This is a genomic window from Bacillus sp. ChL18, from assembly GCF_026241425.1.
Taxonomy (GTDB): Bacteria; Bacillota; Bacilli; order Bacillales; family Bacillaceae; genus Bacillus; species Bacillus velezensis.
The window spans coordinates 783,140-795,970 of record NZ_JAPHWE010000002.1; the positions used below are offsets into that span (position 1 = coordinate 783,140).

Annotated in this window: 11 protein-coding genes; 9 read left to right on the forward strand and 2 right to left on the reverse strand. The window is 48.8% G+C overall.

Annotation, left to right across the window (positions count from 1 at the left end):
• Nucleotides 1–143: 143 nt before the first annotated feature.
• Nucleotides 144–779 (forward strand): FMN-dependent NADH-azoreductase AzoRB, encoded by a 636-nt coding sequence (azoRB, locus tag OQ477_RS14960; protein WP_003151719.1) that lies wholly within the window; start codon nt 144–146, stop codon nt 777–779.
• Nucleotides 780–822: 43 nt separating this feature from the next.
• Here azoRB and OQ477_RS14965 read toward each other — a convergent pair whose 3' ends face one another.
• The gene (locus OQ477_RS14965) at nt 823–1,863 is read right to left on the reverse strand and encodes an oxidoreductase (protein WP_265973012.1); all 1,041 of its coding nucleotides are present in this window, start codon (nt 1,861–1,863) and stop codon (nt 823–825) included.
• Between the two features lie 137 nt (nt 1,864–2,000).
• Between OQ477_RS14965 and csoR the strand changes: the two genes are divergently transcribed.
• The 6 genes from csoR to OQ477_RS14995 all read left to right on the forward strand — a co-directional run bounded on the left by csoR (nt 2,001) and on the right by OQ477_RS14995 (nt 8,560).
• Nucleotides 2,001–2,306, forward strand: a complete 306-nt coding sequence (gene csoR, locus OQ477_RS14970) for a copper-sensing transcriptional repressor CsoR (protein WP_013353610.1) — start codon at nt 2,001–2,003, stop codon at nt 2,304–2,306.
• A 75-nt stretch (nt 2,307–2,381) separates the two neighbouring features.
• Entirely contained in the window at nt 2,382–2,588 is a 207-nt protein-coding gene (gene copZ, locus OQ477_RS14975) for a copper chaperone CopZ (RefSeq protein ID WP_015240581.1), read from the forward strand.
• An 83-nt stretch (nt 2,589–2,671) separates the two neighbouring features.
• Nucleotides 2,672–5,101, forward strand: coding sequence for a heavy metal translocating P-type ATPase (locus OQ477_RS14980; RefSeq protein ID WP_265973013.1), 2,430 nt, complete (start codon nt 2,672–2,674; stop codon nt 5,099–5,101).
• Nucleotides 5,102–5,250: 149 nt separating this feature from the next.
• A complete protein-coding gene (locus OQ477_RS14985; protein ID WP_265973015.1) occupies nt 5,251–7,362 on the forward strand; it encodes a heavy metal translocating P-type ATPase in 2,112 nt (703 codons plus the stop codon).
• Nucleotides 7,363–7,479: 117 nt separating this feature from the next.
• The gene (locus OQ477_RS14990; protein ID WP_265973017.1) at nt 7,480–8,151 is read left to right on the forward strand and encodes a DsbA family protein; all 672 of its coding nucleotides are present in this window, start codon (nt 7,480–7,482) and stop codon (nt 8,149–8,151) included.
• Complete coding sequence (locus OQ477_RS14995; protein ID WP_014305812.1) at nt 8,141–8,560, forward strand: disulfide oxidoreductase; 420 nt, start codon at nt 8,141–8,143, stop codon at nt 8,558–8,560. Before OQ477_RS14990 ends, OQ477_RS14995 begins: the two co-directional genes overlap by 11 nt.
• Before the next feature lie 33 nt (nt 8,561–8,593).
• Here OQ477_RS14995 and OQ477_RS15000 read toward each other — a convergent pair whose 3' ends face one another.
• Nucleotides 8,594–9,394 (reverse strand): zinc-dependent metalloprotease, encoded by an 801-nt coding sequence (locus tag OQ477_RS15000; protein ID WP_007613764.1) that lies wholly within the window; start codon nt 9,392–9,394, stop codon nt 8,594–8,596.
• Nucleotides 9,395–9,616: 222 nt separating this feature from the next.
• Between OQ477_RS15000 and OQ477_RS15005 the strand changes: the two genes are divergently transcribed.
• Both OQ477_RS15005 and helD read left to right on the forward strand, forming a co-directional pair.
• Nucleotides 9,617–10,225 carry a trimeric intracellular cation channel family protein gene (locus OQ477_RS15005; protein ID WP_007410017.1) on the forward strand — a complete coding sequence of 203 codons (609 nt, stop codon included), beginning with the start codon at nt 9,617–9,619 and terminating at the stop codon, nt 10,223–10,225.
• Nucleotides 10,226–10,396: 171 nt separating this feature from the next.
• Nucleotides 10,397–12,712, forward strand: coding sequence for an RNA polymerase recycling motor HelD (gene helD, locus OQ477_RS15010; protein WP_265973020.1), 2,316 nt, complete (start codon nt 10,397–10,399; stop codon nt 12,710–12,712).
• Nucleotides 12,713–12,831 lie beyond the last annotated feature (119 nt).

A 12,831-nucleotide genomic window follows, 5' to 3' on the forward strand; every position in this document is an offset into this window, starting at 1 on the left:
AAAAAAAGTACTGATTTCAAGATATTATTGTTGCTAAATGATTTTTTTGTAACTATAATTATTACAGAACTGATCAGTATAAAAAAACATTCATATTTCATAATAAATGTGTGTGTAATCTGAAAACGAAAGGGCTGTTTACAATGGCAAAAGTACTTTATATCACTGCTCATCCTCATGATGAAAAGACATCTTACAGCATGGCGACAGGAAAAGCGTTTATCGATTCTTATAAAGAATCAAACCCGAATGATGAGGTTGTACATATCGACCTTTACAAAGAGAACATTCCTCATATCGATGCGGATGTATTCAGCGGCTGGGGAAAACTTCAATCCGGCACAGGTTTTGAAGAGCTTTCTGAAAACGAAAAAGCGAAAGTCGGCCGTCTGAACGAGCTGAGCGATCAATTCGCGTCAGCTGACAAATACGTATTCGTCACACCGCTTTGGAACTTCTCATTCCCGCCTGTTATGAAAGCGTACCTTGATTCTGTGGCTGTAGCCGGAAAATCATTCAAATATACAGAGCAAGGCCCGATCGGTCTGTTGACTGACAAAAAAGCGCTCCACATTCAGGCGCGCGGAGGCTATTACTCCGAAGGGCCGGCGGCTGACATGGAAATGGGCCACCGTTACATCGGCATCATGATGAACTTCTTCGGCGTTCCTTCTTTTGACGGTTTAATCGTTGAAGGCCATAATGCTGAACCGAATAAAGCACAGCAAATTAAAGAAGATGCGATTGCCCGCGCGAAAGAAGCCGGAAAATCATTCTGATCTTAAAAAACCTCCCCGCCGTACGGCTGGGGGGTTTTTCATATTAAAGGGCAATCGTCCGTTTTTGTTCGCTGCTTTTCATCGCCGCTTCAATGACACGGATGACATCGATGCCTTCTTTTGCCGTAACGGGAAGCGGTTTTCCGTTTAAGATGCTGTCAGCCAGCAGTTTGTAGTACGTAAGGTAAGAGCCGTTCTCAGAGGGGATTGTTTCTGTATGCCTTTTTTCATCCGCTGCGGTTGTCAGCTCTCCGAAGTTGTCAGGGTCATCGGCGCCCCAGCTGTCGTCGATCGGCTTTTGTCCGGCTGAAAGCGCCTCTTCCTGTCCGTCCTTTCCGTATTTGATAAAGCTTGCATTCCGTCCGTGAATCTGGTAGCGCGGGCCGCTTGCTGCATTCATGGAGCCGGATTGAAGAATGACCTGAAGTTTGCCGTAATGGAGCGCGGCCAGAAAATTATCAACGGTTTCACTATTGTCCCGCTGCTTCATCACATGTGCGGTGACGGATTCCGGCATTCCGAAAAGCAGAAGTGTCTGGTCAATAATATGTGAACCGAGATCATACAGCGTTCCCGTGGCGGGTCCGTTTTTTTCGCGCCATCTTTCTTGTACAACCGGATTGTACAGATCGTAGTTGACTTGATATGTATGAATGTCTTGAAGCGCCCCGTCCCGAATCAGCTTTTGTATTGTTAAAAAGTCATTGTCCCACCGCCGGTTGTGGTACACGCTCAGTAAGACGCCTTTATCTTCAGCTGTTCTTCTCAGTTCCTCTGCTTCTGCTGAAGTCGCCGTCATCAGTTTTTCCACGACGGTGTGTTTTCCCGCCAGGAGGCATTTCATCGCTGATTCATAATGCATTCCGCTCGGTGTCGTAACGATGACGAGATCAATGTCAGGATCACCGGTAATGTCTTCAATCGCGCGCACGGTTTCAGCCCCCGGCAGATCACGTTTGACCTCCTCCGTTCTGGAGGTCATGACTTTTTTGATCTGATAATCATCAAGGACGTCCAAAAGCGGCGCATGAAAAACTTTACCCGACAAACCATATCCCAATATGCCAACCTGTATCGTTTTCAATGAATTTCCCCCTCTTGATATGTGATAACATTATATACCCCGCGGGAGTACTGGTAAAACTTGTGTGTTGAAAATTTTTTACACCGGATTTTCAAGTCTGTATAATGAAGATAACGAAGAAAAAACCGAGGTGGAAAATGGACAAACATACCGAGCATCAATCGTTAAATCATAAAAGCGCCAAAGAAAAAGACCAGATTCTGAACCGGCTGAAACGGATTGAAGGCCAGGTCAGGGGCATTCAGAATATGGTGGAGAACGAACGATACTGCGTGGATATTCTCGTGCAGATTTCAGCCGTACAGGCGGCCATGCAGAAAGTCGCGTTTCATCTGCTGGAAGATCACGCCCATCACTGCGTAGCCGGCGCCATTGAGAGCGGAAACGGGGAGCAGGCGATTGCCGAGCTGCTTGATGTTGTGAAAAAAATCGCAAAATCGTAAAATAAAATGTTTTGAAATACCCTACAGGGGTATGGTAACATGAAGAAGAAAAAACAAGACGTGGAGGGAATCATCATGGAACAAAAAACACTGCAAGTCGAAGGCATGTCCTGTCAGCACTGTGTCAAAGCAGTAGAGACCGGAGTAGGAGAACTGAACGGAGTGACGGCGGTTCAGGTGAAATTGGAAGCCGGACAGGTGGACGTGACGTTTGATGAGAACAAAGTCTCCGTATCAGATATAAAAGACGCGATTGAAGATCAAGGTTATGACGTCGTATAGGATTTATCGCGCTGCGGAAACGGGCGCGGTTTTCTTTTATCATAATTATACCCCTGTGGGGTTTATGAAGAGAGATGAGGACATTGAGTGAACCGAAAGAAATGACCATTCAAGTGGGGGGCATGACATGCGCCGCCTGCGCTTCAAGAATTGAAAAAGGGCTGAAACGGATGGACGGCGTCAATGACGCTTCCGTCAATCTTGCGCTTGAAACCTCAAATATTTCCTATCAGCCTGACAAAATCGAAGCTGGCGCCATAAAAGAAAAAATTGAAAAACTCGGCTACCATGTTGTGACGGAAAAAGCCGAGTTTCAGATTGAAGGCATGACATGCGCCGCTTGCGCCAACCGGATTGAAAAGCGCCTGAACAAAATAGGGGGAGTTGACAGCGCACCGGTGAATTTCGCTCTGGAAACGGTCACCGTTGAATACAATCCGAAAGAGGTGACACCGAAAGAGCTGAAAGAGACCGTGGCAAAACTCGGCTACAGATTAGACGAGAAGAAAGCGGTTGATGGAGACGGCGGATTTTCCCAAAAGGAGAAAGAGCAGCGAAAGCAGCTGATCAGGCTGATACTTTCTGCCGTTCTCTCCTTTCCGCTTCTATGGTCGATGGTCAGCCATTTTTCTTTTACTTCTTTTATCTGGATGCCGGATATCCTGATGAATCCGTGGCTGCAATTCGCGCTTGCCACCCCGGTGCAGCTCGTCATCGGCTGGCCTTTTTATATGGGAGCGTACAAGGCGCTGAGAAACAAAAGCGCCAATATGGATGTTCTCGTTGCGCTCGGAACGACGGCCGCTTACGCATACAGCCTGTACATGACGATCGCGTCTCTCGGACGAGACGGACATGTTGAGGGGCTTTATTATGAAACGAGCGCCATTTTGCTGACTTTGATTTTGCTTGGAAAGCTTTTAGAGATGAAAGCGAAAGGCCGCTCATCAGAAGCGATTAAAAAGTTAATGAAGCTTCAGGCGAAGACGGCGGCGGTTGAGCGGGAAGGGAAGGTACAGGTGATTCCGATTGACGAGGTCCGGACGGGGGACATCGTATATGTGAAACCGGGAGAACGCGTCCCTGTCGATGGCGAAGTGATTGAGGGCCATTCCGCGATTGATGAATCGATGATTACGGGAGAGAGCATGCCTGTCGATAAGTCTCCCGGAAGCATCGTCACCGGGGCGACGATCAATGCAAACGGCTTTCTCAAAATCAAAGCGGTGAATGTCGGGAAAGATACCGCGCTTGCACACATTATTAAAATCGTAGAAGAAGCCCAAGGATCAAAAGCCCCCATTCAGCGGCTCGCGGATCACATTTCAGGCATTTTCGTCCCGATTGTGCTGGGGCTGGCCGTGCTGACTTTTCTCATTTGGTATGTATGGGCCGCGCCGGGACAGTTTTCTGAAGCGATCGGCAAATTCATCGCCGTGCTTGTCATTGCTTGTCCGTGCGCACTCGGGCTCGCCACTCCGACGAGCATTATGGCGGGCTCCGGCCGCGCAGCTGAATTCGGCATTCTTTTTAAAGGAGGAGAGCATTTAGAAAAGACCCAGCGTCTGACGACAATCGTACTGGATAAAACAGGAACGGTGACAAACGGCAGACCGGTTCTGACAGATGCCGTACCGGCAGAGGGAATGAACGAAGAGGAACTCCTGCGGCTGGCGGCGGCCGCCGAAACGGGATCAGAGCACCCGCTTGGAGAAGCCATCGTGTCAGGAGCCGAAAAACGGGGGATTGCCATCCCGAAAATCACCCGGTTCCAAGCCCGGATCGGTTCCGGAATCTATGCAGAGGCTGACGGCAGAACGATTCTTGCCGGATCAAGACGGCTGATGGAATCAGAACACATTGAACATGAGGCACTGCTTCCGCACATGGCCCGCTTGGAGGCGGAAGGGAAAACGGTGATGATTATTGCGGCAGACGGCAAAGCGGCGGGGCTTATCGCAGTCGCCGATACGATCAAGGAAACATCTCCGGCCGCGGTGAAACGTCTGAATGATATGGGGCTTGACGTCATCATGATGACCGGTGACAACAAAAAGACCGCGGAGGCCATTGCAAAAGCCGCGGGTATCGGCAGCGTGATCGCCGAAGTGCTTCCCGAACAAAAGGCGGCGGAAATTTCCCGGCTGCAAAAAGAAGGCAGACGTGTGGCGATGGTCGGTGACGGCATCAATGATGCTCCGGCGCTGGCTGTGGCCGATATCGGAATGGCCATCGGCACCGGCACAGATATCGCAATGGAAGCGGCGGATATTACGCTGATCCGCGGTGACCTGAACGGCATTGCCGACGCCATCGGCATGAGCAGGCTGACCATGAGAAACATCAGGCAGAATTTAGGCTGGGCATTGGGATACAACAGCATCGGCATTCCGATTGCGGCGTCCGGCTTTCTGGCCCCGTGGGTGGCAGGCGCTGCCATGGCGTTCAGCTCAGTATCGGTCGTGCTTAATGCTTTGCGTTTACAGAAGGTGAAAAAAGACAAAATGGGCTGAGGCCTGTTTTGTCTTTTTTATTGACACTTTATTCAAAGCCTGCATATAATAGAGAAAACAAATATATGAGTATATGTTCATATATATAAAATCGTTTAGCTGTATTGATGTTATGGGAATCCTATTACGGAAAGTAGGGTGAGTCGAAAATGAAAGCAGCCAAAGGTGAATTTGTATTAGACGGACTTGATTGCAGCAACTGTGCAAAAAAAATAGAAAACGGCGTAAAAGCCATTGACGGCATAGACGGCTGTGCTGTCAATTTTGCGGCAAGCACCATCACGGTCTCAGCCGGCGGCAAAAACGAGCAATGGATGAAAGACGAAGTCGCGAAAAAAGTAAAGTCCATTGATCCTCATGTGACCGTTCGTTCGAAGCATGAAGACAAACCCGGCGAGGATGAGTACCGCAAAAAGCTGCAGCTGATGTTAGTGAGATTGGCAGCGGGAGCCGTTTTGGCCGTCATCGCTTACTTCGCGCACACGGGCGCCGTCCTTGAGTTTCTGCTCTTTTTTGCTTCATATTTGATCATCGGCGGCGATATCGTAGCCAGAGCGGGAAAAAACATTGTCCGCGGCCAGGTATTTGATGAGCATTTTCTGATGGCGCTTGCCACGATCGGCGCATTTGTAATTCATCAGTATCCGGAAGGCGTCGCGGTCATGCTGTTCTACCAAATCGGTGAATTGTTTCAGGGAGCGGCCGTCAGCCGATCCAGAAAATCGATCAGCGCGTTATTGGACATCCGTCCTGAGTACGCCAATGTGAAAACGGAAAACGGCATGGCTGCCGTTCCGCCGCAGGACGTCAAAGTCGGACAGGTCATCGTCGTGAATCCCGGAGAACGGATTCCGCTGGACGGAAAGGTGCTGAGCGGTTCTTCGATGGTTGATACATCCGCTTTAACGGGCGAATCCGTGCCGAGAAAAGCGGAGCCGGGGCAAGATGTGATGGCCGGATTTATGAATCAGAACGGCGTGCTGCATATTGAAACCTCTAAAGGATATGAAGACTCTGCCGTGTCAAAAATATTGGATCTGGTCGAAAATGCGGCCGGACGTAAAGCGAAAACGGAAAACTTTATTACGAAGTTTGCCAAGTACTATACACCGGCCGTTGTCATTGTTGCGGTGCTTCTCGCCTTTTTACCGCCGCTTCTCGTGCCTTCAGCCGCGCTATCCGACTGGGTGTACCGCGCGCTGATTTTCCTTGTGATTTCTTGTCCGTGCGCACTCGTCGTCTCCATTCCGCTCGGGTTTTTCGGCGGTATCGGAGCTGCGTCTAAAGCAGGGGTGCTCGTGAAAGGCAGCAACTATTTAGAAGCGCTCAATCAGGTGGCATACGCCGTGTTTGATAAAACGGGAACCTTAACGAAAGGCAATTTCGCCGTTACTGATATCAAGCCGGCGGCAGGGTTTACAAAAGACAGCCTGCTTCATGCGGCCGCGCTCGCAGAAGCCCATTCCAATCATCCGATTGCTTCTTCCATCCGTGAAGCTTACAATCAACCGTTAGCGGCAGACGAGATTGAAGAATATGAAGAAATACCCGGACACGGCATTCGGGTGAAAACCGGCGGATCAACGATTTTGGCCGGAAATCAAAAACTGATGGCAAAAGAACAAATCGCTTCCGGCACAGCTGAAAATAACGGAACCGTCGTCTATGTCGCCGTTGATCAGCAGTATGCGGGGGCGATCGTGATCGCCGACGAAATCAAAGAGGACGCCAAACAGGCCATTGCCAATTTAAAAGCGCTCGGCGTGAAGCGGACAGTGATGCTGACGGGTGATTCAAAGCAGACCGGAGAAGCTGTCGGCCGAGAGCTCGGTATTGATGACGTGTACACAGAGCTTTTGCCGGGTGACAAGGTAGACCGCGTCGAAGAACTTGAAGCGGCGCTTTCACCGAATGAAAAACTGATGTTTGTCGGTGACGGGATTAATGATACGCCTGTGCTTGCCAGAGCTGACATCGGAGCTGCCATGGGGGCTCTCGGCTCTGATGCCGCCGTCGAAGCGGCCGATGTCGTCCTGATGACAGACCAGCCGTCAAAAGCAGCCGAAGCCATCCGGATTGCACGCCGCACACGCCGGATCGTCTGGCAGAACATCGGATTTGCTTTAGGCGTAAAAATCATTTTTCTCCTGCTTGGCGCATTCGGATTCGCCACCATGTGGGAAGCGGTCTTTTCAGATGTAGGCGTCACGCTGATCGCCGTTGCCAACGCGATGCGCGTCATGAGAGTGAAAGCGGAATAATTGTCAAAGATAATTCGTTTTTCAGGGTTTTCTTAAACAAGGTTGTCTTGGTAAAATAGAGAAGCGGGCCATCCGGCATCCGCTTCTTTTTTATTTTAAAAACAATGAGGTGTCTGAGTGAAAAAGAAACAATCGTCTGCGAAATTTGCGGTGATACTGACGTTAATCGTTGTCGTTTTATTTGCGGCCATCGTAATTATTAACAACCAAACGGAAAAAGCGGGCGAAACAGTCGCCGAACAGCCTTCCATTAAAGGACAGCCCGTGCTCGGCAAAGACAGCGCGCCTGTTACGGTAGTTGAATTCGGAGATTACAAATGTCCTTCATGCAAAGTATTTAACAGCGATATCTTTCCGAAAATCAAAAAAGATTTTATCGATAAAGGCGACGTGAAATTTTCATTTGTGAACGTCATGTACCACGGAAGCGGCTCGCGTCTGGCGGCTCTTGCTTCAGAAGAAGTGTGGAAAGAAGACCCGGCATCATTCTGGACTTTCCATGAAAAGCTGTTTGAAGAGCAGCCGTCAAGCGAACAGGAATGGGTCACGCCTGCATTGCTTGAAAAAACGGTCAAAAGCACCGCGAAAAAGGTTGATCCTGACAAGCTGAAGGAAAACCTTGATAAAGAGACATTTGCAAAAGAGCTGAAAACTGACACTGACCTGAATGATAAATTAAACATTACGGCGACACCGACGATTTATGTAAATGACAAGGTGATTAATGACTTCTCTAAATATGATGAGATTTCAAAAACGATTAAGAAAGAGCTGAAAAATGAAAAATAGAATCGTATTTTTATATGCTTCTTGGGTGATAGCTCTTGCTGCCATGCTCGGCAGCCTATATTTCAGCGAGATCAGAAAATTCATACCGTGCGAGCTGTGCTGGTATCAAAGAATTCTCATGTACCCGCTTGTCCTGATTTTAGGAATCGCCACCTTTCAGGGTGACACGCGCGTGAAAAAATATGTGCTGCCGATGGCCGTCATCGGCGCGTTTATATCGATCATGCATTACCTTGAGCAGAAGGTGCCCGGTTTCAGCGGCATCAAGCCGTGTGTCTACGGCGTGCCTTGCTCATCTGAATATATAAACTGGTTCGGTTTCATTACCATTCCTTTCCTGGCATTGACGGCATTTATTCTCATTATGATCTGCATGTGTTTTGTCAAAACGGAACGCACGGCAAAATAAAGAGCCTGCTCCATGGGAGCGGCTCTTTTTCTATTATTTGTACCAAGCTTTGTTTGTCGCAATCTGTCTGTTATGGGAGCTGTCCCAAATATCAACGGAATAGGCATAATCATAATTCATGACGCAGCGGATGCCGCTGCCTTGGGCGTCATGCTGAAGTCCGAAGTTATGGGAAAACTCGTGCTGTGCCGCTTTCGCCGTGTTGGCCGTTCCTTGATCAAGGTTCACGCTGAAAGCCGGGCCGCTCGGTTTGCCGTTATATACATACGCGATACCGCCGGCGTCAAAACTTGATTTTGCGGTAAAACCGACGACAAAATGATAATTTTGATTTCTGAAGCTGCCTTGGAGATTCGATAAAATCTGAGAACTGTTTGAGCCGGAAGAATTCCAAGCCTGCACGGCCTGTACGACGAAATCAATGTTGTGATCACGGTTAAAAGCGACATCCGCCTGCTCCACGATCTGGACGATTCGCGTTTGCCAGTCGCTGTATTTGGCGCGGTATTCAGCGTCCGCCACCGCCAAAACTCTGACCTTCTGAGAGCCCGTGCCGGCTTTAGTTGAGGCTTTATCCTGACTGACATTGGCATTAAATCGTTTCGTGCCGACCTGCTTGCCGTTTTCATCCAGAATTTTTGTGTCAACCGTCTGTTCAACTTGGACCGGTCCCTTCAAATCTTTAAAATGATCGGCTTTCGGAAGCGGGTCCGTATACACCGTTTTCGCCGGCTCCGCATGAGTGTGCGAATGCGTATGGCTTTCGGCTGACGGCAGGCCGGGAATTAATCCGGCGGCCAATAAAACAGGAAAAACAAGTGAACTGATTTTCATCTCATAACCCCCTTTTTGTTAGAGAAAGTATTCAATGAAACTTCCAATAAACCTCCCAAAATAGTATAAAATAGGTAAATATTCTTGCTCCCAGCCGTTGCGGGTGAGGTTGTCCCGGGTTAGGAATCAGAATCTTTCAAAAATAAGGTTGATTTTAAGAGAAAGCGATTATAAAATCTAATGGTCGTCAGAAAATTTAACAAATAAAAAGGAGCATATGGAATGGCCTGGGAGCTGCTTAGTGTAATCGGCATCATTGCGTTTGCGGTCAGCGGAGCGATTGTTGCGATGGAAGAGGAGTATGATATTTTAGGCGTGTATATTTTGGGGATTGTAACGGCGTTCGGCGGCGGAGCCATCCGAAACCTGCTGATCGGTGTCCCGGTCTCCGCCTTGTGGGAGCAAGGCGCGTTTTTTCAAATCGCTCTCGCATCAGTTACGATTGTCTTTTTGTTTCCGAAGCTGCTGTTAAGACATTGGAGTAAATGGGGCAACCTATCCGATGCCATCGGGCTTTCGGCGTTTGCCATCCAAGGCGCTTTATATGCCGTGAAAATGGGCCATCCGCTCAGTGCGGTGATTGCGGCAGCGGTCCTGACCGGCAGCGGGGGCGGCATCATACGGGATTTGCTCGCGGGCAGGAAGCCGCTTGTGCTCAAGGCGGAAATTTATGCAGTCTGGGCCGCGCTCGGAGGGTTAATCGTGGGCCTCGGCTGGGCCGGGGATGCCGCCGGTTTGTATGTGCTGTTTCTTGTGCTTGTGGCATGCCGCATCTGCAGTTATGTGTTCAGGTGGCGCCTGCCGAATCGTTCCTATCATATAGATCAGTAAAAAAACCGATTTCATAAAAGAAATCGGTTTTTTTTCATAACGGCTTCTGATAAAAAATACGCCCGATATGATAAGAAAAAGGGTATTTGACCATAATGCTGAATAATATGTTGCATATATGTTTGTATGATGAAAGCCGGATTTGTCAGCTTGATGTCGGAGGTGCCGCTGATGGCAAAACGTGATAAAGAGTGGAAAGAAGAGCAGGAAAGAATCAATTTTGTCATGAAGGAACTGGAACAGAAACAAACTCATCTTGAAGCCTCATCGGGCGGATTGAAGCAGGATATTGTCGGGCTGAGAAAAACGTTTTGGGATGATGTCACCGTGAATATGGATGATGCTCACGAAGCGGCTGAGACATTTTCAAGCATTAAACAGCAGGCGGAAATGCTTTCAGAACGTGAACGGACGCATCGGCTTCAATACCGGCAGCTTCAAAAAATCCAAAAGCTGAAAACCTCTCCTTACTTCGGCCGTGTCGATTTTACGGAAAAAGGGGAGTCCTCTTCCGAGCGGATTTATATCGGGCTGACTTCTTTGATGGATGAAAACAACGAGCAATTTCTCATTTATGATTGGCGCGCGCCCATCTCATCTCTTTACTATCAATATTCCCCGGGAAAAGCCCGCTATGAAGTTCCGGAAGAAACGATAGAGGGAGACATCACACTGAAGCGGCAGTTTATCATTAAAAACGGGACGCTTAAAGCGATGTTTAACACGGATATGACGATTGGTGACGAAATGCTGCAAGAGGTGCTGAGCGGTCATTCCGGACAGCATATGAAAAACATCGTGTCAACCATCCAAAAAGAACAGAACGAAATCATCCGGGATGAAAAAAGCAAATATCTCATTGTTCAGGGAGCCGCCGGAAGCGGGAAAACATCCGCGGCGCTTCAGCGGGCCGCTTACTTGCTGTACCGCGGGCGCGGGGTGCTTGATGCCCGTCAGATTGTATTGTTTTCCCCGAACATTTTGTTCAACAGTTATGTGTCCGCCGTATTGCCGGAATTGGGAGAAGAGAATATGGAGCAGGCCACCTTTCAAGAATATATCATCCGCCGGCTCGGACGAAAGTTTGATTGTGAAAGCCCGTACGAGCAGCTTGAATATTGCCTGACTGAACAAAACCAGGACGCACTTTCCGTAAGGCTCGCAGCCATTGCTTACAAAGCGTCATCAGCTTTCCAGGCCATGATTGACCGCTATGCCGGCTCGCTTTCCGGCTCGGGCCTGATGTGTAAACAGATCAGCTTCCGGGGAGACATCCTGATTTCAAAAGAGCGGATTGAAGACTATTTTTATTCACTTGATCAGCAGCTGCCGATTCCGAACAGAGCTGAACTGACGGCGGAATGGCTTCTCGCGGAAATCAGCGCTCTCGAAAAAAAGGAGCGTAAGAAGGAATGGGTCTTGCAGGAGAGCGAGCTGCTTGATAAGGAAGACTATGCTGAGGTTTATCAAACACTCAAGAAGCAGGCGGCAGATGATGAACCTGCATTTGACGACCATCAGCGCGAACAGCGGCTGCTTGGCGCCATTATTGTCGGCAAAGCCTTTAAACCGATTAAGCAGGCCGTCAGACGGCTCGGCTTTCTCGATATAAAACGGATGTATCTCCGGCTGTTTTCAGACTGGGGAGCTGCTGAAAAGCCCGATCATTGGGAGAGCATCGGCGCTTTGACCAGAAACGCATTTGCAGAACGGTCACTTCCGTATGAAGATGCCGCTCCGTATCTGTATTTGCAGGATCTGTTAGAAGGAAAAAGAAAAAACACACAAATGAAGCACGTCTTCATTGATGAAGCGCAGGATTATTCCCCATTTCAGCTCACGTATATTCAAAGCATCTTCCCAGCGGCAAAGATGACGGTGCTCGGTGATGTCAGCCAGGCGATTTATGCCCACACCATTACGCGCCCTTCTTCCCTCGCCGGCTGCTTTCGCAATGGTGCAGAAAAGTATGTCAGCCTGAAACGGACTTACAGATCGACGCGGCAGATTGTTGAATTTACGAAAGCGCTGCTGGCTGACGGCGATGACATTGAGCCTTTTAACCGGAACGGGGAAAAACCGCGTGTTTTGCGGACGGATACAGAAAATGCGCGGCAGGAACAATTGGCGGATACAATCCGGGAGCTCAGACAAAAAGGCTGGGAGACGGTCGCCGTCATCTGCAAAACGGCCGCGGAAGCCAAAAAAGTGTTTCAGGCGGTCAGCGCCGGGAGCGGTGTCCGCTTGATCAATAAAGAAAACCAGCCTTTTCAAAAAGGGGTATGCGTCATTCCCGTGTATTTGGCAAAAGGCATTGAGTTTGACGCCGTCATTGCCGCTGACGCCTCTGCTGCCCAGTACAAAAGCGAACATGACCGTAAGTTGTTATATACGGCCTGTACGCGGGCGATGCATCATCTGACCGTATTGTCTCCGGGAGAACCCTCTCCTTTTATAAAAGAAGTGCCCGCCGGCTTATTCGTGTAAGCCCTTTGCCAAGTGCAAAGGGCTTTTTATCATTAGTAATCTTAATCATTGTCATCATGATTATATATTTTACTTACATACAAACTTTCGGTAAAGTTTCAATTAGAATATTATTTTGA